The sequence below is a fragment of the Clostridium sp. C105KSO13 genome, from assembly GCF_001517425.1.
GTDB lineage: Bacteria > Bacillota > Clostridia > Lachnospirales > Lachnospiraceae > Muricomes.
The window spans coordinates 23,684-46,510 of the sequence record NZ_FBWL01000156.1 but is presented as its reverse complement, the minus strand read 5'-3'; the positions used below and the strand labels follow the sequence as shown (position 1 = coordinate 46,510).

Below are 22,827 nucleotides of genomic sequence, written 5' to 3'. Positions count from 1 at the left end.
GCCTTTTCTCAGCGAACCTATTCTGGATAAATACTGCAATTCTTTCAACTTTTTAACGTTAGCCTCTATTCTTCTCGATGAAATTCCTATCATTTCCGGATGTTTTCCCCCCCGCATTATTAATCGCCAACTGCCTCACTTTAGGTAATAAATCCATACGAAAATGCTCAAACTTCTGAACTTGGCGGTACGTGCAAATGAATAATTGTTTTGTCTTTATATTTCACAATTTTTGCTTCAAGATATACTGTGGGCTGAAACGTATTAGGGTTGCTGATTACTTTTATAAAGTTCCTGACCATATCAGCAGCCGCCCTCTCAGGTATACCGACAACATTTCCATCATCCGCTGTTCCCAGATAAATATCACCACCATACCTGTTTAAAAAAGAGCACACTGTCTCTTATGTGTCATTTTCAATTCCATTACCACACCTTTTAAATTCAACTGCGATAGTTTCTCCAATTGTAATAACATTGTCCATTGATTTCTCAACCATTACAGTTTCTCCAGACTTTATACTATAATATCTTCCAATTTACGCTTTGGGACATAATGTACATCATGTTCATCCCTGTAATATTTTGTGCTTTCTCCGTCCTCTATTTCAGTCAGTACTATTTTTTCTATGGGCTTTCCTACAGCGACAACCAGTACCGGAGTTAAGTTCTCAGCCAGATGTAATGCAGACTTTAATTTTTCCGGGCTGAAACTTGCAATTATACAGCCGCCCAGCTCCTTTTCAGCTGCTGCCAGCAACATTGTCTGAGCCGCAATCCCCAAATCTTTCTGATGCGCCGCCAGGGAGTCACTGACCTCTCGATCCTGACAAATCACAATGAATCCGGTAGGGCACATTCCTTCGTGGGGAATCTGTAGATTTGGAAGAGCAGCCGCCCATTTTGTCAAAGACTGAATTGTATGGACTGTCTTTGACTCCCAGGCCAGAAAATACTTAAACGGCTGAGCATTTACACTGCATGGTGACAACCTTGCACAATCCACCAGTTCCAGCAATTCCTCCCGCGACATCTTGTAGCTTTCATCATATCCCCGGTAACTTCTATTGGCGATTACTAAATCCTTAAACATTTTTACATTCACCTTACCTTTCTTATTTGCCTTTCTCCTATATGCTTCTGCCACTTCTATTCCCTCTGCCACTTTACACGCCTGCTATAATAATAATTCACAGCACTGCTGACCAATTCATCTGAAAAGTCATTATCATAAAAGTTCAGATCCTTCCAGTATAATTCCTGTCCTACAGGCTGCAGCCAATAGTGATCCGTAAGACTCAACCCATAGCTTCCTCCTATACCTCCGGTTCAATTTTGCAAAAATACCCCTTATATCCGGGGAAACCTGAAATCGGATCCAGATAATCTTTGCCTATCAGCTCATTGGCATCTCCTTTTGAGCTTCCATGATAGACATAGACAACTCCCGGCTTCCCGCCCACATGATAGGCAGCTATCCCTGTCAGCTCTCCTGAGGGAGAGGATACCCGCACCTTCGTTTTATCTTTTATGCCATACTTTTCACCGTCTTTTGGATGTATCTCTACAAGTGGGGCATCCTCAACGCCTGACAGCCATGCCTTGCGATATACTCTGGCGTGGAAAAATTGTGGTTTCAGGCTGCCTGTACTCAGAATAAGAGGATACTCTTGTCTGTCCACATCTGTATGAATTCTATAATCATCATATGCCGGAAGACCAGAATATCCACAGCTGTCAGCATATCGCTCCAACACCAGAGAGCGAAGCTCTATCTTACCTGAGGGAAGATCTTTCGGATCAGATTCACAAAGTCTCATAACAGAAGGACACATATACTTTCCAAGCATTCCCTCCGGATGATCCTTTAACTCCTGAAGCTTCAAACCGGAGGGTTCCAGAATATGCTGCATATATGCATCATATCCATTTGCCAGTGTCTCATCATAAAGTCCCATTCTTCTTATAACTTCCGCAATAATCTCAATGTCATTCCTTGCTTCACCTAATGGTTCAATGGCACGGTTGGAGAAATAGAACCTTCCATTTTTATCAATATGTACTTCCTCCCTTTCATAAGAAGTACATGCCGGTAGAATCAAATCTGCCCCTCTGGAAGAATCAGACATAAAAATCTCTGTGTTTACATAAAAGTCTAATTTTTCAAGTGCTCCAAGCAAATGCGATGGCTGTGGCCACATCCTGTGATTCAGACCCATGGCAAAGACTGCCTTGATCGGATATGGCTCTTCCTCCAATATGTAATCTGCAAGCTTCGTGCACTGTGCCTCGTCGCAGGAAAGATCAAACCACACCGGAAAATCCTTTTCTCCGATAGCCTCTTCCCCATCGAAACGTCTCACTTTTCCGAATTCATTTGCCGGAGAAAACGGTCCCGGAGACATGCAGTTTCCACCGGGAACATTATAATTTCCGGTCAGGGCAATCAAAGAAAAAACTGCCCGATAATTCTGCACTCCGTTGATATGATGTACAACCGGCGATGCCGAAAACATAATTGCGGCAGGTCCGTTTCGTGCATATGTCCTGGCAGCCAGGCGGATATTTTCCGCCGGGACGCCGGTAATCTTCTCGGCTTTTTCGGGAGTAAACTGACGGACATATTCCCTGTAGTCCTCAAATCCAAAGACAAACTTTTCCACAAACGCCTTGTCATACAGGCCTTCCTCTATGATAACCTGCCCCATGGAAAGTGCAAGGGCACCGTCTGTGCCGGGAATCAGCTGAAGATGAATATCCGCATCATTTGCAGTAACCGTATGTCTGGGATCCACGTCGATCACTTTGACCCCTCTCTTCTTTAGTCCCTGATATGTACCGATCATTGTTGTATTGCTGAGATACAGATTTGAGCTCCAGATTAAAAGAGTCCTTGTATTTTTTAAGTCTGGTCCACATATGTCACTGCCAAAAACAGAACGCCATGCCAATGCGGCCGCCTGATAACACGTGCTGGATTCTGTACAAAAATTAGGCGATCCATATGCATTGGACAGACGCAGCAGCGCCGGACGGAACCATTTGGGATATCCCGCATAAAATACCGTGGACCTGGCACCGTATTCCCGGCGTATCCGCAGAAGATTCTCTGCAATCATATCATAGGCCTCATTCCAGGAGATACGGGCGAATTTTCCCTCCCCCTTGTCCCCGGCCCTTTTCAGCGGATATAATACCCTCTCTTTGTTGTACACAAACTGCGGGGCCGCTACACCTTTGGCACACATCTCCCCGGACTGTTCCGGAGTGTTTTTGGCACCCTCCACAGATACAAGCTTTCCATTTCTAACACAGGCATCCACCTCACAGCAGGAGCCACAGACTGCACAAGATGTCTTCACAATATTAAACTCTGACATAGTATCCCCCTTCTTTTTAGCATTTTTTGCCGCCCATATTTATTTAATTGTATACCGGCCTCCATTTACTGTCCAGTATAACTGATCAGAATAATCGCCACAATTTGCTACCTCTTATATCCATCATCTTTCTGATTCTGTTTATTAAATATCACAGCTCCTATTATAATAAGGGCGCCGCCTAACCAGATAGATGAATCCGGTACCTCTCCAATGAATATAAATTCCATTATGCCAGTCAAAAATGGTGTGAAAAACATGTAATTGCTTACCTGCGAAGTCCGCTCTGCTTTTTCAAAAGCTTTAGACCATGTAATGTAAGCAAGGGCACTGCAAAAAACAGCAAGTATCAGGATATATATCATTTGCTCTAATGGCGCAGTACTAAACTGCCCGATGGCTTCAGGCGCAAATATAGAAAGTAATGCTGTCCCGATAAAAATGCTGAAGGCGGTGGCTTGTAAAGCAGAATATGTATGTGTAAGCCTTTTCTGAATTAAATTATAACAGCTCAGTACCAGTGCCGCCAGCACCAACCACAACACCCCGATATTAGCACTTAACACCGCACCATACATAGTAATAATCAGTATTCCAATAAACTCTATAGCAGTTGCCAGCCATTGGTGTATTCTCAGTTTTTCGTGTAACAATAACGCCGATAAAACAGCTGTGATAACCGGTACACTTGCAATAATTACACTGCTTGTAGCTGCAGTAACGCTTGATGCACCGACATTATAAGCAATTATAAAAAGAAAAAAACCGGTAGTACCTGATGCAATAAACCAACCTATATCCTTTTTTTGAGGAAGATGAACTTTTCTGACTGCACATATTGCCAAAAGCGGAATAGTTGCGAATATGTAACGCAAAAACCCCACAGAGTAAGCTGAAAAGTGCTCCAAATTAAGTCTTGTCAAAACATACGCCAAAGACCAGAATATTGTGGTTGTTAATGCATAGATATGAAAGCTTTTGAATATTTTCATGGTGATTTCCCCCTACACTGATATATATTTTATTATACCTTATCCTTCTTTATTTCACAATCTTTGGTCTATGGCTAAACAGGCAAAATGGAGCTGTGAACAGCCATGTCTGGCTGCTCACAACTCCAAATGTGAGGTTGATGCTTTTTGTACATCCATCCATTATTTTTTCATCATTATTAATAACCGCAAATAATGATTGGCCTCCCGCAGCACATGGTCCGCCAATAGTGGAGGGATAACAGATTTTATTTTGCAGCATAATAAACCTTCTGCGGATGATATCTTGAACTTTCTTATTTCTTCTGTAGAATCAAAACTTTTATGAAGAATTTGATTTTCGGCGGTTCGGATACATTCTTCTACCAATTTTGCAAAAGATTTTGCCGATGTCTCTGCTGTTTTTTTCAGAGTTTTCTCCGTAGGATCTAACATTCCATCAATAAACTGCGCATGTTCACCCATTATATTATTCCAGAAATTCAATTCCCCGCAAAGAGTTCTTCTTGGAAGAGCCCCATTTTGTAATGAACTTAATATTTGCAGATAGTACTCTGCTTCGCGGGTATCATGCTCCAGCATTTCATCATACAGGCTGATAAATATCTTACACTCCAATGACAAAGCCAGCAATTTCTTTTGGAATGCAATTGTTTCTCTAAGTAAAGAATAGGATCTGTTATTTATATTAACTACTACATTTCCCAGCCATGCCTGGTAATTAAAGTTTGATCCGCTTCTTAATTTGCATTCATCCTTTGTGATTTGTGTGTTAATGTTTGCACCAGTTAACATTGCATTTAATTCTTCTGCTCTCAGAGTAAATGGTGTAACGATTTCCTGAGATTGAATAACCTTTTCAGATATCATGCCGTTCGCGTAGTATACTGTATCTGCAAGAAGCTGTTCAAACTGCTGCTTAAGCATCTTTGCCGTTGCAATGTTCTTAGCTTCAACAGGCTGTAAATTTGTTTCAATAAAAAATAAATGTTCCTTCATAATCCTTTGAAAGAAAAGATTTATTTCTAAAGAAACCCGTATAAATTCCCGCTGTGATAGCAAAATAGTTCCCTCTTTCATAATTTCACTTAGTATATAGTATTATGAAAAACGAAAAGTGTACCTTTTTAAATGAAATAGCCTCGAGAAATAATCTCCCTGCTTTTCTGCTCTTACAGCAGAGCAAAAAAAGACACCCTTGGGGGTGCCTTTATACCTGTCTTATATTCACGTCCACTGCCTCTTTCCTGGCATTATGTTTCTGATTCTGATTCTCAGGCTTCTTTTTTTCAGTAACGCTGTTATACTTGCTCAGGTTCTTTTGTTCGTTTTGCAGCTCTTGCTTCTTTTTACCCATACATATCACCTCTACGATAGTATGTGAAAAAACGGCGCAATTTATACCGGATATTCACAGCATATTTTTTCAAAAAACACCTTGACGCCAAGCATTATCGATTTTTCTTTTTAATTAGATAAACAGTAGCCAGAATTATTGCAAGCAGCCCCATAAAAACACCAACTATGGGAACAAGGACATGCATCGTATCTCCGGTTTTAACGGTCTGTGTATTTCCTGATAAAATCTTATCTGCATCGTTTATTGGTTTCTTATTGTCAATTGGCTTTTTGCCATCATTTGGTCCTTTTCCATCATTTGGTTCTTTGCCATTATTCGGTTCTTTATTATGATCAGGCTTTTGGCTGTTATCCGGATCTTTATTGTCGTCCCCCGGATCAGTACTATCATCTTTAATAGATACCGTGAGCTCTACATTTTTGAATTCTTCTGCCAGCTCCTCTGTATAGGACATTTTCAATATAGGAGTCCCATCTGCCGCCCAGTGTACACGTTTCAGCCTGGCATCCCGGCATGGGTCGTACAAAGGCCCTTCTGCTGCCCATTGGCACTGGTCATTGTAGCACTCTTCTCCTCTTGCATGGTAAACAAATATATCGTTTCCATTCTCATCTACTGTAAATGAATTATGACCAGGGCCGTATTCTCCTGGCACATCTGCGGATGTGAGAACTGGATAGCCCGTCTTTTCCCATGAATCTGGATTTAGCAAGTCAGCGTCCGTATCTGCCGTAAGCAGCCCTACACAATACTCTGGTCCTGTTCCTGAAGCAGAGAAAGCGAGAAAAATTTTTCCATCTTTTTTCAAAACGGAGGCACCTTCGTTTACATTTTCTGCCACCCGCTCCCAGCTATACTGAGGTACACTGATAATTACACTGTCAGAGATGCATTTCCATGGTTCATCTGGATCAATTTCAGCAATAAACAGTGAAGAAAAGCCTTCCGTCTGTGCCCATACCGCATAGTGATGTCCATTGTTTTCAAAATAGGTCATATCCAGTGAAAATTGGCTAAATGCCCTTGCATCTGTTCCGGTTGCCTGAAAAAGTCCTTTTTCCGTCCATGATTCAGGGTTCATTATGTCTTCCGCATTTTCACATTTCAGCACGTGTGGGCGGATTCCCCATGTACTCCAGCTTTCTACACTTGACGTATAGTAAATATAATAGCTGCCATTAATATAATGAAGTTCCGGTGCCCAGATATACGGGTACTGTTCAGCACTGTCATTGCAATGCCATATTGTTACTTCTTCTGCATCTTTTAAACCTGCAATTGTTTCAGAACGCCTCAGAATAACTCTGTCATACCCATTTGGATCTTTGCTTCCCAACATTGGATAAGATGCCGTAAAATAATAATATCCATCCTCACCTTTTAGAATACACGGGTCCGCTCTCTGTTCAATAAACGGATTAGCATATTCCTCCTGCTGAACTGTTCCGTGTACAGTATAACTCCCCGGCTTTTGCGTATCTATTCCGGCAAGGTCTTCCTCGTTCCACTGTACCTGCAGATTAGTTGTTGAGCCGTCGTTATAAGAAGCTGCTACGCTTCCCGGAATAGATTTTGTAATATCCTCTCCCACATTTACAGTTATTCCCAGTTTTTTATTTACGCCCTCTACACCGATATTTTTTATAACTCCCAGCTTATCAGTTACTCTGTCATATTCATTTTTGCTGACTGCCAGCACATTTCCAGGAACCGCGCCGTCGGGTATCTCATCCGCAGATACAATCTCCGTCTTATAGTCATCCTCTTTTGTCTCTTTTACCTTTTTCAAGTCTTTGGATATGCTTTTATATTTCTTAGAACCATCATTCCAGTAAATGACATAAGCATTTTCTCTTTCATCAAAGCTGCACACTGGCTGTCTAACATCTTTTGATTCACTTAAGGCAAGCTTCCTTTCATTTGTAAAGTTTACCAAATCCCTTGAATCAAACACATATACATACTTCTTGTTGTTATTATTTGTTGCGATCAGTCCATAACTTCCGTCTGCCTTGCGGAAAATATAAGTAGAAGTTAAGACGTTTGGACTGTTGTTTTTACTGCCCCCGGTATTATCTGCAAAGCAGACGCCTGTATTGGAGTTAAGTGCCGTATAGCTCTTTTTGTCTGTACTGTATGCAAGATGCAGGCTTTTTCCAAGATCCTCTCTCTCCTGATTGTTTGTATAAGCCATTATATAGCCATACGCTTCTGCCAGAACTGTAATTTCAAACTCTTTGTCTGCCTTAAGTTTATCTGCACCATCATCATATGTTATTTCTGCGGTAAGGATAACTTTTACATCATCCTTTCCTTTTTTAGGGCGGGTAACCTTCCCCTTATTTGTAATATAGGATACATCTGAGGTTTTCCATACAACAGTTGTATTTTCTCCTGCTGTATCTGGAAGACTGATATCCTTTGTCACTTTTGATGGTTGGATTGTAAGCGCATTTACCAGCTCATTCAGCCTGTTTTCTGCATTGTCTGCCAGTACAATAACCTTGAACTCTTTTGTAATGGATTTACCACACAGGGTCAATGTTGCTGTGAGTTCCACTCCCGTATTTTTATTTTTCGGGCGAATAACTTTTCCATTGTCCTTTAAAATCTTCTGATTACTGCTCTTCCAGGTAATTGTACTTCCCTTTTCTCCTTTGTCCGGAAGTTCCATATCTTTCTTAATACTACTTGTGTCTCCTAAAGTTAGCGCTTCCATTGCAGATTGCAAATCTGCCTCCAGAAGTTCCTCCCCATTTTGAGCACTTGTGTAATATTCGCTGATCACTTCATCCGGGGGCATTGCCTCTCCATAAATCTTGACATCCCGTACGCCCCCTTTGTAAAACATATCATTATAAGAGGATCGTCCGATATAAGCTACCAGATTTTTACCGAAATCTGATGTTGTCTTAGTCTTTTTGGACGAGCTGACTTCCATACCATTGTAATACCCCTTAATACTGTCTTTTGTAATAACAGTTGTATACATTGCCCAGTCAGAACCTGTTTTTACAGAGGATACCGCCGTCTCAGTAGTCCATGGGGAGTTGGCATTGTCCCCGTCTGTCCACACACTTTTGAAAAATCCGGTATTAATTACAGACGGGTTCAGCAGCCAGTAATTCAGAGGATAATCTGCCGTTCCTCCACCAATATGTCTGGTAGGATTCCCGAAAAACATTGCAGAATAATTGCCCGCACCTGTCTCATTTTTCAGCCACAAGGTAATCGTTAAAGTATCCTGTTTGTTAAAGATCTCTCCCGGTATAGACAAATAGGCTGCATCACTGCCTGCATTTCCTCCGGGCAGCGTCAGTATACCCTCCTCAATACTGCCGTTATTTCCCTCCAGCAAAGCATCCTTACCATTACCAGAGCTGTCTTTTATTGTTATTGTATCATTTTCCTGAATAACATTTTCATCTGTAAACTGGTACCTTGCCAGCAGCCCGTCATCATTCGGCTGTACCGGTTCTTCTGTGTTCCCATTACCATATGCCTTCATGATTGCTTTGTATTCTTCTGCTGTCACACGAATTGGCGTGCCGTGGCGGGGAGTTCTTCCCCCACCTGGCATCTTATAATTTCCTTTATATTCGGCAAAGTCTCCATCCAAATTACTGCTAATCATAGGGTAGTATCCGCCTCTTCCGTAATTATCAAGTAGGAGACAATATTGCCCGCCGTTTGGCTCCACATCGTCTTCATTAAATTTGTATATGGACGGTCCTTCAACACCAGCCTGGTTCTCTAGTACGGGAGAAGAAATAGAAACCGGATCCGTATGAAGTAAATTTGAGGTTTTCTCTGCAAAAACACGCTTGGAATCTTCATTCTTTGAGTACCGATAATAATTCCCATTTTCTTTTAATATCGTAGTGTCAATGGTGCTGTGTTCCTTCTCAATGAAAACCTTAGGCTCTGTAAAGCTGTAGAAATCTCTTGTTTTTGCATAGTATATTCTTTGTTTGCCATAGTTGTCTGCTTTGACTTTGGACGCCCAATATACTACATATTCTCCTGTCGTTTCATCGTAAGTTGCCTCTGGAGCCCATGTACAGCCTGCGTCAAGTTTTGTACTAACCTCCACCATGCGCTGTTTTGACCAGTCTGTAAGATTCGTAGACTCCCAAATCATTAAAGATTGACTCCCGGCAGTCTGAGCCCTTCCCCAATCTCCATTTGCATTAATATTCAAATCTGTTGCAATCAGGTAGAATTTGTCTCCTTCCGGTGACCGAATGATAAAGGGATCTCTTACTCCTTTTTCCCCTAACGTAGAAACGAGAACAGGGGCGTTATCGTTTAGGTCTTCCCAGTGCAGCCCATCTTGGCTTGCGGAAAAATAAATCTGCTCTCCATCTGTATACCCCTCTCCCGTAAAGTACGCAAAGAAGTAATCTGTATAATCAGATTCCGATATTGCCTCTGGTTTTGCCTTTACCGTAAATACAAAGTTCTTTTCTGCTGTATCTCCCCTACATTCAACTTTTGCTGTCATAGTCACTTTTGTGTCTTCTAACGGACGGGTTACAGTCCCTGCTGGAGCTGGATCATCTGCATATACTCCGTCATTGGGTATCTCATTCACATTGATAATCTCAGGGTGATCTGTTTCCCACTCAATGGAAACTTGTCCGCCTGTACCCTCAACTGTTTCAGGCAATGTAATATTTCCGTAGACTTCCTTCCCTTCTTCTGTAGAATAGGGAAAAGAAATCCTTGAAATCAGCGCTTCAGCATCGTCTGTGCGAAGCACCTTTGCAATAAACTCCTTTTCTTTCGATATATTTCCAAGGTTGAGGACTGCTTTCAGGATAACTTCCGTATCCAGCTCAGGGCGAGTAACTGTTCCGTCAGTGGCAATAACAGATTCATTATCAGATATCCAACTAATATCTACCCCCTTGAATTTCTCCGGAAGATTTAAATTACTTTCCACAGCACTTAAATCGCCCAAATCTAAGCTTTCAAAGGCTTCTTGCACAATCTGTTCCATCAGATCTTCTTTTACACCATCGTATACCTTAAAATTGTCAATGGCAGCCTGGCAGTATTCTCCACCGGTTCCCCAATTTGCCTTGCCTATGTAAAACACACTTTCATCGCCCAATATATCAGACAATTTAAACTTACTTTCTTGGGCTCCGGCAATCTTACCGTCAATAAATACTCTCGTTACATCCTTTTGTACTACAACATCTATATGTGCCCATTCATTTACCAGTGATGCAGAAATTACAGGTGCACGTGATCCGCCATTATAACGCTCGACATTCACACTTCCGTTTTTGTGATGACTGCCAAGATAATGTTCCTTCTCATAACTCTGCTCCGTGTCATCCGGCGCAATAAAAAATACCCAGTTTGTATCTGCTCTTTCATTTAAGATATCGTAGGAAATGGTAACTTCCTCTTTCCCTGTCAGAAGGTTCCCCCCTTCGGTATCTGTAACCTTCAGGTACTGGCTGTTTCCATCGAGGTGAAGTGCATTCTGCCCATTATGCTCCACCAAAGTATAGTTTCCTTCTGCCTTTGCACCTCCGCCTGTAAACCCAGATTCCTCCGAGTTAAAGTTGAAATCTGCCAGCAGTCTTTCCTGGGCTGCCCCATCCTGTTTTAAATCTCCTGTATTAACTGGTTCTGCGAAAGCTGTAGCCGGCACTGATGAGATCAGTGCCGCTGCTGCCAGCAGGCCGGTGAATACTCTCTTCAAATACAACCGCTTTCTTCTCATTCCCGTACTCCTTTCCATTATTTCTTTTTCTTGAGATAAGCTCCCGCAAAGACTATCAGCAAAAGCCCTGCCCCAAGTCCCACTGCCGGAACAACCGGATTTGCAGTATCCCCCGTTTTCACAGCCGGCTTTTTGGTATCCTGAGTCTTAGTAGTATTGGAAATGTTATACACAGGTTTTTTGCTGTCTCCCGCACCAGGCATATTCGGGTTTCCAGGATTGGGATTATTGGGATTGTCAGGATCCGGCTGGATCGGATTCACTGGGTCAGGTTTATCAGGGTCCTCGGGTTCCGGCTTATTTGAACTGTCGTCAATGATATCTAATGCAGTCGCATATTCCATCTTAAATCCGTCATATTTCGCGGTTATAACTGCCGTCACTGTTACCTTTCCCATATTCAGTGCCGTCACCTTACCGTCAATATATGATGCACATTCTTCATCGCCCGAAAAAAGCCTTGTCCATTGCAGTATAGCTATTTGCAGCTTTCGCCTCTTTGATTGTTGATAACAGCCTGTTCTTTGAAGTATCCAGACAATACCTGGGATTAATTGCTTCTGCCTTTTTTATAAGAGCATCTAATTCTGTCCTCACAAGACCAGTCACATTTAAATAAAACTCCTTATCTGCACTCAGAATACCTGAGGATAGAATTGCTTTGAGAACAACACTTGTATCTTGTCCCGGATTTGTCACCTTGCCATCCGGTGAAATGATAGCGGAATCTGAACTTTCCCATACCACTTTTATTCCGGAAAATTCATTCATCAACTCCAAATCATATTTGATGTTCTCAAGGCATTCATTTTTGCCAAGGATTGTTTGTTCCGTAATTCCATTATTTACTTTATCCCGAAAATTTGTTTCAAAGGTTTCTCTTGCCTGATTTTGTACCTCCTCCTCGGTCATGGCCTGATTATAGATTTTCACATCGTCCACAAGACCTGTAAACTCTTTATCCCAGTTATTCACTCCGAGATAGATATCTTGCTTTTCTCCGGATAATGGATTGTTACTGTCTTTGGTTCCTAATTTCATGCCATCCAGATAAGCTGTCATCTTTCCCTTTGTTCCCGTCAGGGTCATCTGATACCATCTGTCTGATCCGATTGCAGGTGAAAACAGCGTTGTATGCTTATCATATTGTCCTCCCAGGGTCCATATCTTACATGTGTCAGTACCATCTGAGCCTGATACTGCCAGCCACTTTTCCGGATTGTGATACCCGAGAAAAAGTACACTCTGATTCGCCTCCAATGTTCCATCGGGCTTTGCCCAAAAAGAGACTGTATAGTTTTCTCCCAGGTTCTGCTGGTTGAGTTTCAATCCATAACCGTCCAGGTATACGGCCCTGCCGCCGTCTCTGCCCTCACCATACTGTATATTACCGGCATAATTACCCAATCCCCTTACGATTGCCTGGGCATTGGCTCCATCCACATTGTTTTTCACATTGTCTTCAAATGTATATTCTCCCTTAAGACTGCCTTCAAATGTACCGGTAACCTGTACCTTTGTCACTGCTGTTTTTGTGGTATTGCCAAGAGTGACACTAGTTGTAATATCTGCATTCCCATCACCTATAGCTGTGACCTTTCCATCCCCGTCCACGGAAGCAACAGATGGGTCACTGCTAACAAAAGATATGTCAGGATCCGCTTCAGACACGACAGCAGACATACTCACCTGAACAGCTGTCTCTCTTCCCTGCAGCAGTGTCAGGGACTCTGTAACTGTAATCCCTTCATTTTCAAGGATTTCTTCGGGAGTTGAGCTGTCATCATATAAGCGGTAAATCTCTCCTGCAGACAGAGCCCGATTATAGACCTTTACTTCATCTACAAGACCTTCAAAAGCAGAATCCCAATTTGTAATACCAACATAGATATCCTGCTGTTCACCATCCAGAGGGTTATTGCTGATGCCGGAAGCTGCAAGCTGGCCGTCCATATATGCCAACATGTCATCTTCAGTTCCGGATAACGTCAGACAATGCCACTCACCCTCGTCTATAGAAACTTTGCCTATACCGCCCCAGGCGTATCCGTTTCCGTTTGCCCACACCTTACATATTCCGGAACCATCATCTGCTCCTGCTACCGAAAACCATTTTTCAGGGTTATGATATCCAAGAAAAATAACATTCTGGTTTGCCTCAATTGTACTGTTTGATTTTACCCACATAGACACCGTAAAATTTTGCCCCAAATTTTCTTTGTTCAGCTTTAAACCATATCCATCCAGTTGTATTGCCTTACCTCCGCTAATGCCGTCCCTATAGTGAATTTCTCCGTCATAGCCTGCCAGGCCTTTCACAATGGGGGAAACAGCATCATTCTCTGCAAGATTATTGTCCAACGTATCTTCAAAAGAATATGCCGCGGTAAGTCCTTTTGTCAATCCATCTGTTGTTTTTGGCATATCCACAGACACAGTTTCAAGCATTATATTTCCATTCTCCGGTGCAGCAAACGCCGATGACGAAGAAAATACAGAAGTAAGTACTACTATCCCGGCAAGTATTCCCGGCATCAAATTCTTGCTTCCCATATCAATGAATCTCCTTTCCTCAGTGACTCTGTTATTTTCGTAGATAATCAGCCGTTACAACTGTAATTTCTATTGAATCTGTATATGACTGTCCGCCTGCCTCGTATGTAACGTTCAGATTTTTTGTTCCTTCCTTCATCATATCAATCTTATCTGCATCAGTCGTAAAATTCATGATTTTTACCACTTTTCCGTTTTCCATATACATCTGGATTTTAATATCATCCGTATTCAGAGTCTCACCAACACTGTACATCCGTTTTGTTTTTAAAGTATTGGACGTTTTTACAGCCAAATCTGTTGATACATAAAATGTTACCGCTTTTTTATCCGGTTCGTTGCCAAGGAGCAGCTTTCCGCCCTTACTGAATAAATAATATCCTGGATATTTTACACTTTCAAAAGTAACACCTGTCCCATCAAACCCTTCCAGCGTTTTGAACGTCATACGCAAGGCTTCATCATCCGAACCTTGTACATCCTGGGAAAGAACAACGTTTGCTGTTCCCTTTGATGGTTTGCCTGCCGTTAAATATAATCCTGGTTTATCGTTAGACTCAATGGAAACATATTCTGCTTTTTTCTTATCTGCTTTTCCGGGTTTAATCTCCCATGTACATGTATCTTCCTCCGCATAAAAATCACTGACCAGCTCTTTTCCTAAAATTGGATAATCACCGTCATTCATCGTATTTATGAAGCTTTTATTGGCTATGTAGTTGCCGTCATTGTCTGTTATCCAGGAAGCTGTCCCACTCAGACCAATAGCAGTCTTTTTTATCGGATCAATTGTACCATCTTTATTAAAATTAAACTTTTCTACACATGCTGCCCGGCGGTAACCGCTTCCGTGAGGCAAACTTCCATCGTGGTAAACGAAATAGGATTGTCCACGAAAATCAAAAACAGCCATATGATTGGTGTTTGCTGTAGCCGAAGGCTCCATAAGGACTCCGCCGAACTCCCACTCATTACTCATGATATCTTCTGTTGTGGCATAAGCTAACTGTTCTCTCCAGTCACAGGCAAAGAACATATAATATGGTCCATAATAGTTTCCACTTTCATCCTGCATCCTATAATAATAGGGGGCCTCCGTGAACGTATGACCTTGAAAATTATTGATCTTCCCAATTACAATATCATGTCCCTTGTCAAAGCCAACGGAAAGCTTGTCCGGATTGCCGTCCTGGTCTTTTATAGAAATCATATTTTCATTCAACTCACATATAAAAAATCGGGTATTTCCCCACCCCAGATAGCGATGCTCTGCCCCATCGTCATCCTTTTCAATCCAGATAGTCGGGTCAATATCTTCCCAAGTGTGTGGTCCGTTTGGAGTGTCAATATTTTTCACAAGTGGTTTCCCAATATCCTTAAAAGGACCTGTAGGACTTTCTGATACAGCAACACCAATGGATTTACCACCACCATTTGCCCTGTTAGTTTCCGTGCAATAATAGAAATAATACTTTCCGTTACTTCCTTTTGCAACCTGTCCGGCCCAGGCAGATAAATCGTCATTTGCCCATGTGATATTGGAGCGATCCGCTTTTAAGATTGTGCTTTCATATTCCCAGTTCACCATATCTTTTGATGAGTAACACTTCCAGTCAGGCATAGAATACCATTCTCCGGGGGAAACATCATGCCCTACATAGCAATAGACGGTATCCCCATCCACTAATACAGAAGGGTCCCCACCATAAAGAATTTCTCCGTTTTCATCAAATCCCAGGAACGGATTCCCTGATTCACTTTTGTTCAACGTTTTCGTTTTCACTTCATATGTTGATTTCATATCTGCTGTTGTGATTTCTTTGGCAAATATGAATTGTCCGTATGCACAACCCCCTATCATTACGGACAGCAATCCTGCCAATAACTTTTTCCTCATAACCCTCATAGCCTCCTTTTTAATTTTTTATATTATCGGCTTCTCCTCCTGCACTCCTTTCCCTTTTCATTTTAATTCGCTAGATAAAGCAAAAATAAAAGTTGTAATCGCAACTTTTACTTTTGTCTGAATCTGTAGTTTATAAAGCCATCATGGTCCAATTTTTCAAACCATGATGGGATTTTTATCTTTAGTTAAGGGTGAAATTATAGAGCAGTGTTATATAGTGAGAATAAAGCATTTTTAAAAAAAGTAAAACAGAGAATCTTATGCAAAAGCTAGGTTTTTTTATGAAGATTTTTAAACACGTGAAATAGGTTGAAAAATTTATAAAAGAAGTTAAGTTTCTTATCATAATCAATAAAAATCGGCTGAGCCATAACTAAAATATCATCTTTTCTGACTCTCTCCAGCAAAGCCTTATCAGTAATCTGGCAGTGGTTCACAACATGGCATAGAGTATTCTTCCCATTCCCAGAGAAACCACGAAAGCACCGGCTGTTCCAAATACCTTTTTTGCTACAGCTGTTCCCAGATATAAATCCCCACTGTCGATCGGCGATACAATTTCCTCATGTGGTAAAACTCTCATAACGGCAAAGTTGAACAAAACATAAATAAAAGTTACACTTCCAATACCGATAATTAAAGCTAATGGCAGCTTTTTCTTTGGTTCTTTAATTTCCTCCGCTACCGTATTTAAGTTCGTCCATCCTTCATATGCCCACAGAGCGGCAACCACGCCAAAGGCAACCATACGGAAGATACTTGTGTTATTATCAACTGCGTAAACTGCTGCTGAGCCCAGGGAAAGATCCGGACTCACCCTCCCGACGAAAAGAGCAACCAACATAATAAGCGCTATAGGGATAAGCTTGGCTACCATCGAAATATTTTGTACCATCGAAGCCAGCTTGACCCCTCCCAGGTTATAAGCGGTAATAACGATGATTAACACAATTGCACCTGCCTTTACGCCAAAATCACTCAAACCGGTATAAGACTGCAGCACTGCCAACAGAGCGGTTGTAACTGCTGCAATAGAGCCGGGGCCTATCATGATTCCCCCAATAATGCTGACTCCGTCAAAAACACCAATTTCTCCATTTATCTCTTTAACTGAATATACTGTGTTTTCTATTGATTAAATCACATAATATTCTATAATAAATATATAAATGCGACACTAAAAAACTAAAGTTAAGGAGGTAACACATGAGTAATTTAGACAACACTTGTATAAACACCATAAGAATACTGGCTGCAGAGTCCGTAGAAAAAGCAGCCTCCGGGCACCCCGGGCTGCCCCTTGGTGCTGCTCCAGCTGCTTACACCCTATGGGCGAAGCATTTGAATCACAACCCTAAAGATCCTTCCTGGCCGAACAGGGATAGATTTATATTATCTGCCGGTCATGGGTCTGCTATGCTGTACACGTTGCTTCATCTGTTTGGCTATAATGTATCTATGGACGATTTAAAGAATTTCAGACAATTTGGCAGTAAAACACCCGGGCATCCTGAATATGGACATACTCCCGGTGTTGAGATAACCACAGGCCCACTGGGACAGGGCATCGCAAATGCAGTAGGCATGGCAATGGCAGAGAGATTTCAGGCGTCCAGGTTTAACCGGGACTCCCTTAATATCGTGGACCATTACACATATGCTCTCTGCGGCGACGGCTGTATGATGGAAGGAGTTGCTTCAGAGGCTGCTTCTCTCGCCGGTGCATTGAAGCTTGGCAGACTTATTCTTCTTTATGACTGGAATAATATTACGATTGAAGGCAGTACAGACATTGCCTTTACAGAAGATGTAGGGCAGCGTTTTACTGCTTACGGATGGCAGGTGTTAAACGTTGACAACGGTAATTCTGTGGAAGATATCAGCGATGCTTTAATCAAAGCGAAGGCAGAAACGGATGCACCTTCTTTGATCATTGTCAATACACAGATTGGCTATGGATCACCTAAAGTTGGAAGCGCCTCAGCCCATGGTGAACCCCTTGGGAAAGAGAACCTGATAAAAACAAAAGAGTTCTACGGAATCAAAGAGGATGATTTCACAGTTCCCGCTGAAGTAAGCAGTCATATGGAGGAACTCATCGCCAAAGGGGCTGAGGCAGAAGAAAACTGGAACAAATTATTTGAAGAATACTCCGCACAATATCCTGATTTGGCTAAAGAATGGAAAGCAGAACTGAATTCTGATTATACTGAGCTGCTGAAAGACGAGAATTTCTGGGCTTGTGACAATACCCCTGTTGCGACAAGAGCTGCTTCAGGAAAAGTGATCAATTATCTGAGCTCCAAGATACCCAATTTCATCGGCGGTTCAGCAGACCTTGCACCTTCAAACAAGACCAACATGAAAGATATGGGCGATTTCTCCGCCCAGGATTACAGTGGCAGAAACCTGCATTTTGGCGTGCGGGAGCATGGGATGGCCGCGATAGCAAATGCAATGACCGTATATGGAGGGTTAAAGGTATTCTGCTCTACTTTCTTCGTATTTACTGATTACATGAAAGGGGCCATGCGTCTGTCTGCTCTCATGAAACTGCCTGTAACCTATGTCATGACCCATGACAGTATCGGTGTAGGAGAAGATGGTCCCACCCATGAGCCGGTAGAACAGCTTGCCGCAATCAGAAGCATCCCGAATTTTATTGACTTTCGGCCGGCCGATGCCAACGAAACAGCAGCCGGCTGGTATACTGCAATTACCAATACTTCTTCGCCGACCTGCCTGGTACTTTCAAGGCAGAATCTGCCTGTCCTTGATATAGACGGCAAATCAGCACTGAAAGGAGGATATATTCTCTTAGATGCAAAAAATAATGTACCTCAGATAATACTGATTGCCACCGGATCGGAAGTCCATATTACGCTGGAAGCAGGAAAAACACTTCAGGCAGAAGGCATTGATGCCAGAGTTGTAAGCTTGCCCTCCTGGGCAATATTTGAAAGGCAGCCTGAAGAATATAAAGAGAGCGTCCTTCCCTCTGCCGTTGAAAATAGGGTGGCCGTAGAAGCTGCATCTTCATTTGGCTGGCATAAATATGTGGGGCTTAAAGGAAAAATCATATCCATTGACAGCTTTGGTGCTTCGGCTCCAGCAGATAAACTCTTTAAGCACTTTGGATTTACAGCGGAAAATATCATGGCTAAATGCAGAGAACTTTTGGGTAAGTAGCCTAAAATAACATCCGGAATAGGTGAAAAGGAGACTACATTCTTAATATATGTAGTCTCCTTTTCTAGCAAAAACATTTGCAGCCATATGCCAAATGGACATTATTCCTCGAGAGCTCTATCCGTTAATCTGACGTAATCTTTATAATTAGCACCATCTTTTTTGATTTTTGCGATGCCGAAACCTGTGAATCCCCAAATGATGGCAAAGATTATACCTGTGTAACAAAGTACCGCCCATGGAGCATATTCTACAGTCGAAACGCCAAGCGTTGATGCCATGTAAACACCAGCCAGTGACCATGGTACCAATGGTTCGACGACTGTAATGCTGTCCTCGAGTGTTCTGGATAAATTCTTGGTTTGAAGCCCCCTTTTGACATACTCGTCCTTAAATAGACCGCCAATCATAAGGAAAGATACAGAAGCCTCTCCTATGACAACAATTACGATTACACCAATGATAACAGTAACTGTGATTAACTGTCCCGTGCTATGTATGTGTTTCATGATTCTTGCAATAACCACATCCAGAGTACCGGAAATGGTCATAGCACCAATAAAGGCAAAAGCACAGAAAGCCATCAAAGCAGTATTCATCATGGAAAGCATCCCGCCCCGCTGAAGTAGATTTGCCACTTCCGGAAGCAGAGATTCAGCAGTTATAGATACGTTTTTGAACATGTCTATACTGAATCCATTGACCATTGCATCAGCTGCATCCTTAAAAGAAAATCCCTGAAGTGTAATTCCAATAATAACAGAAGCCGCAGATGAAACTATCATAACAGGAATTGTCGGCTTCTTCAAAAGAGAACCACCAACAACGATAATCGGAGGTACCAAAAGGAGAAGTGCTATTGGCATACTCAAATTAAAGAGCTGTGAAATCTCATTCATGATACTGTCAACCTTTGCAACTGAGCCTTCACTCTCAAAATGAATACCTGCGATTACGTATACGATACAACTGACAATAAAACCCGGAACTGTCGTATACAGCATGTGACCAACATGCGCATAAAGATTAGTATCTGTAGCAATTGCAGACATATTAGTACTATCTGAAAGCGGAGACATCTTATCACCGAAATATGCACCTGCAACGATTGCACCCGCAACAGCCGGAAGTGGAGCTCCCATGCCGGCAGCAACCCCCATTAGTGCTGCACCTACAGTTCCAGCCGCTCCCCATGATGTACCTGTGCTAATGGACAGAATTACTGTCACCAGAAAAGATGTCACTATGATAAATTTAGGACTGATAATCTTAAGTCCGAGATAAACCAAAAACGGAATGGTTCCTCCAATCATCCACGCACCAATCATCATACCTACAACAATCAAAATCATAATAGCAGGAAATGCTTTGGCCAGCTTTACTACAATTTCGTCCTGTATGTCATTCCAGGAATAACCGAGATATAAACAGATGGCAACGGTAAAAGCAGCACAGATTAATAACAAAATTTTGATGTCAATTTTAAAAATCACCAATCCTACAAATAAAGTAACAAACATAAATATCAACGGGAGTATTGCAACTCCAAGAGTTGGTTCTTTCTTCTCTTTTATTTCCTTCTCCATGTCTTCGCCTCCTGTTAGATTTGATCCAGCGCCTGTTCCAAATCGGCAATTAAATTCTCAGCTCCTTCAAGACCGCAATGCAGTCTTACAACACTTCTGTTTAAATCAAAATATTTCAGTTTGTCTTCTTCCCAATTATAGGTATATGCAATTGCGAGGCTCTCAAAGCCGCCCCAAGAACAGCCGCGTTCAAAGATTTTCAGGCTGTCTACAAATCTTGCAGTTGCTTTTTCATCGCCGTCAATCTCTATAGTCATCAGGCCACACTCACCTGCCTGCTGCTGTCTCGCAAGATTATATTGTGGGTGAGACTTCAAACCTGTATAGTATACCTTTTTTACCTTCGGATGATTATCCAAAAATTCAGCAACTTTCATAGCCGTTTCATAATGTCTCTGCATACGGACATCTAACGTTCTCAATCCACGAATTGCAAGCCAGGCTTCCATTGGTCCTAGAACTCCCCCAAACCAATCTCTCTGAATCATAAGGTTTTCCATGAATTTTTCATCATTGGATACTACAACGCCACCGATCAAATCACTGTGTCCACCGATATATTTTGTCATTGTATGCATAACAAAATCAATTCCCATATCTAGTGGTTTTTGGAAAATTGGAGAACAATAAGTATTATCAATATATGTTTTAATTCCGTGTTCCTTTGCAAGTTTTGCCACACCCTTTAAATCAACAACATTGAGCAGGAGAGTCGTCGGACTTTCCAGAATAATCAATTTTGTATTCGGACGGATTGCATCCTCAAACTCCTTAACTGAATCTCCCTTAACAAACGTAGCGCTGATATCCATTTTAGGAAGGAAATCACTTATTAGATGACGTACCGGCCCGTAAGTCTCTTTGATACAAATAATATGATCACCCGCACCACAGCAGGCAAGTACAATTGCTGCACAAGTTGCCATACCTGCAGAAAAAACTACAGCCCTTTTTCCATGTTCTAATGCTGCTATCTTCTTTTCAAGAATAGTTACAGTTGGATTTGATGCACGTCCATAATAATATTCGTCTTTGAATATATCAACTCCAAAGTAGTCTTCAACAGAGTCAAACACATGCAAGGATGTAAGAAACACCGGGGGTGTAACTGCTCCCATATACTTGTGAGGATCTTCTCCAACGTGAGTTAATGCCAACAAGTCTTCATTATTCACCATTTTTGTATACCTCCTATACAAATTATCATTTAATATTTTGGTCCGCTGGCTCTATGGTTGAACCAGATGTGCTTTATATTATTCCCTGTTATGTAATTTGTCAATTAAAAAAACGATAACCACAAATGTTTGTAGATATCGTCCAAATTTTGCTCAGCAAATTTGTTAGTTTTTTTGGTTCAAGTGACTTTCATTATTTTAGTGACCTTCTATTAAGTCAAATCCGTATTGAAGGATTTCATCCATCTTCTGTGAAGCTTTTTCAATTGTTCCTTCACTAATGGCCTGTGCAAGGGACAGATGTTGTGGCACCGTGGCAAGCCATACAGACGTATTTTCACCTTCAATATGCTCTCTGTAAACAAAACGTTCATCACGAATCTGACTAATAATCTTATGAATGGCGTTGTTTCGGTTCATCTTATACAGCAAGTCATGAAAACTAAAATCAAGGGTATGACTATATATATTATTATAATACATATTAATCATCTCTTCACCAATCTGGATTAACTTGTCTTTTTCCTGCGAAGTTCCTCTTGTGATAGCATTTTGAACTGCCTGCTGATCCAGAGTTGTCTGCAGTTCCTGCAGTTCTTTCAATGTGCATCCATCAACTTTGACAACCAGTGTACTTCCTTCACCATAAAGACTATTCAGATATACACCCTTCCCCGTCTTTACATGCAGTACCCCTCTCGCCTCGAGAAGACGCAGTGCTTCTCTGAGGGAGTTGCGGCTTATCTGCAGACTTTCTGCCATATTTCTTTCCGATGGTAATTTATCTCCTGGATTTAGTTCATTTTTCTTAATATAGCGGTATATGGAATCGGCAATTTTTAGATATAAAGAATCCTTTTCAACCGGTTCTAAATTTTTATTTCCATCTAACATTAGTTAACACCTCATTTATAATATCCAAAGATATACGATTTGAATTATT

Annotated in this window: 16 protein-coding genes; 1 reads left to right on the top strand and 15 read right to left on the bottom strand. The window is 41.6% G+C overall.

Annotation, left to right across the window (positions count from 1 at the left end; translation table 11 throughout):
* Positions 1 to 167: 167 nt before the first annotated feature.
* The 12 genes from BN3456_RS16220 to BN3456_RS05175 all read right to left on the bottom strand — a co-directional run bounded on the left by BN3456_RS16220 (position 168) and on the right by BN3456_RS05175 (position 16,982).
* Positions 168 to 398, bottom strand: coding sequence for an AlbA family DNA-binding domain-containing protein (locus BN3456_RS16220; protein WP_242862808.1), 231 nt, complete (start codon positions 396 to 398; stop codon positions 168 to 170).
* 119 nt (positions 399 to 517) lie between these two features.
* The gene (locus BN3456_RS05215; protein ID WP_242862807.1) at positions 518 to 1,165 is read right to left on the bottom strand and encodes a nitroreductase family protein; all 648 of its coding nucleotides are present in this window, start codon (positions 1,163 to 1,165) and stop codon (positions 518 to 520) included.
* Positions 1,150 to 1,302, bottom strand: a complete 153-nt coding sequence (locus BN3456_RS15820; RefSeq protein WP_176699104.1) for a hypothetical protein — start codon at positions 1,300 to 1,302, stop codon at positions 1,150 to 1,152. Before BN3456_RS15820 ends, BN3456_RS05215 begins: the two co-directional genes overlap by 16 nt.
* Positions 1,303 to 1,316: 14 nt before the next feature.
* Complete coding sequence (locus BN3456_RS05210) at positions 1,317 to 3,380, bottom strand: molybdopterin-containing oxidoreductase family protein (RefSeq protein ID WP_089983080.1); 2,064 nt, start codon at positions 3,378 to 3,380, stop codon at positions 1,317 to 1,319.
* A gap of 107 nt (positions 3,381 to 3,487) precedes the next feature.
* Positions 3,488 to 4,372, bottom strand: coding sequence for a DMT family transporter (locus tag BN3456_RS05205; protein WP_089983079.1), 885 nt, complete (start codon positions 4,370 to 4,372; stop codon positions 3,488 to 3,490).
* A 162-nt stretch (positions 4,373 to 4,534) separates the two neighbouring features.
* Positions 4,535 to 5,452 (bottom strand): DUF2935 domain-containing protein, encoded by a 918-nt coding sequence (locus BN3456_RS05200; protein WP_242862806.1) that lies wholly within the window; start codon positions 5,450 to 5,452, stop codon positions 4,535 to 4,537.
* 130 nt (positions 5,453 to 5,582) lie between these two features.
* On the bottom strand, positions 5,583 to 5,729 hold the full coding sequence (locus BN3456_RS15815) for a hypothetical protein (protein ID WP_176699103.1): 147 nt from the start codon (positions 5,727 to 5,729) through the stop codon (positions 5,583 to 5,585).
* A 94-nt stretch (positions 5,730 to 5,823) separates the two neighbouring features.
* Complete coding sequence (locus tag BN3456_RS05195; protein WP_176699102.1) at positions 5,824 to 11,472, bottom strand: immunoglobulin-like domain-containing protein; 5,649 nt, start codon at positions 11,470 to 11,472, stop codon at positions 5,824 to 5,826.
* Positions 11,473 to 11,489: 17 nt separating this feature from the next.
* Positions 11,490 to 11,870, bottom strand: a complete 381-nt coding sequence (locus BN3456_RS05190) for an LPXTG cell wall anchor domain-containing protein (protein WP_089983076.1) — start codon at positions 11,868 to 11,870, stop codon at positions 11,490 to 11,492.
* Between the two features lie 43 nt (positions 11,871 to 11,913).
* A complete protein-coding gene (locus BN3456_RS05185; RefSeq protein WP_089983075.1) occupies positions 11,914 to 14,025 on the bottom strand; it encodes a LamG-like jellyroll fold domain-containing protein in 2,112 nt (703 codons plus the stop codon).
* A gap of 31 nt (positions 14,026 to 14,056) precedes the next feature.
* Positions 14,057 to 15,922: a family 43 glycosylhydrolase gene (locus BN3456_RS05180; protein WP_176699101.1), complete on the bottom strand. Its 1,866-nt coding sequence runs from the start codon at positions 15,920 to 15,922 to the stop codon at positions 14,057 to 14,059.
* A gap of 442 nt (positions 15,923 to 16,364) precedes the next feature.
* Positions 16,365 to 16,982 carry an amino acid permease gene (locus BN3456_RS05175; RefSeq protein WP_089983073.1) on the bottom strand — a complete coding sequence of 206 codons (618 nt, stop codon included), beginning with the start codon at positions 16,980 to 16,982 and terminating at the stop codon, positions 16,365 to 16,367.
* Positions 16,983 to 17,137: 155 nt separating this feature from the next.
* On the opposite strand from BN3456_RS05175, the gene tkt reads away from it, so the two are divergent.
* Entirely contained in the window at positions 17,138 to 19,120 is a 1,983-nt protein-coding gene (gene tkt / locus BN3456_RS05170; protein WP_089983072.1) for a transketolase, read from the top strand.
* Positions 19,121 to 19,221: 101 nt separating this feature from the next.
* Here tkt and nhaC read toward each other — a convergent pair whose 3' ends face one another.
* The 3 genes from nhaC to BN3456_RS05155 form a co-directional block, all read right to left on the bottom strand.
* Positions 19,222 to 20,706 carry a Na+/H+ antiporter NhaC gene (gene nhaC / locus BN3456_RS05165; protein ID WP_089983071.1) on the bottom strand — a complete coding sequence of 495 codons (1,485 nt, stop codon included), beginning with the start codon at positions 20,704 to 20,706 and terminating at the stop codon, positions 19,222 to 19,224.
* Positions 20,707 to 20,720: 14 nt separating this feature from the next.
* On the bottom strand, positions 20,721 to 21,884 hold the full coding sequence (locus BN3456_RS05160; RefSeq protein ID WP_089983070.1) for a trans-sulfuration enzyme family protein: 1,164 nt from the start codon (positions 21,882 to 21,884) through the stop codon (positions 20,721 to 20,723).
* Positions 21,885 to 22,082: 198 nt separating this feature from the next.
* Positions 22,083 to 22,778 (bottom strand): FadR/GntR family transcriptional regulator, encoded by a 696-nt coding sequence (locus BN3456_RS05155; RefSeq protein WP_089983069.1) that lies wholly within the window; start codon positions 22,776 to 22,778, stop codon positions 22,083 to 22,085.
* Positions 22,779 to 22,827: the final 49 nt, after the last annotated feature.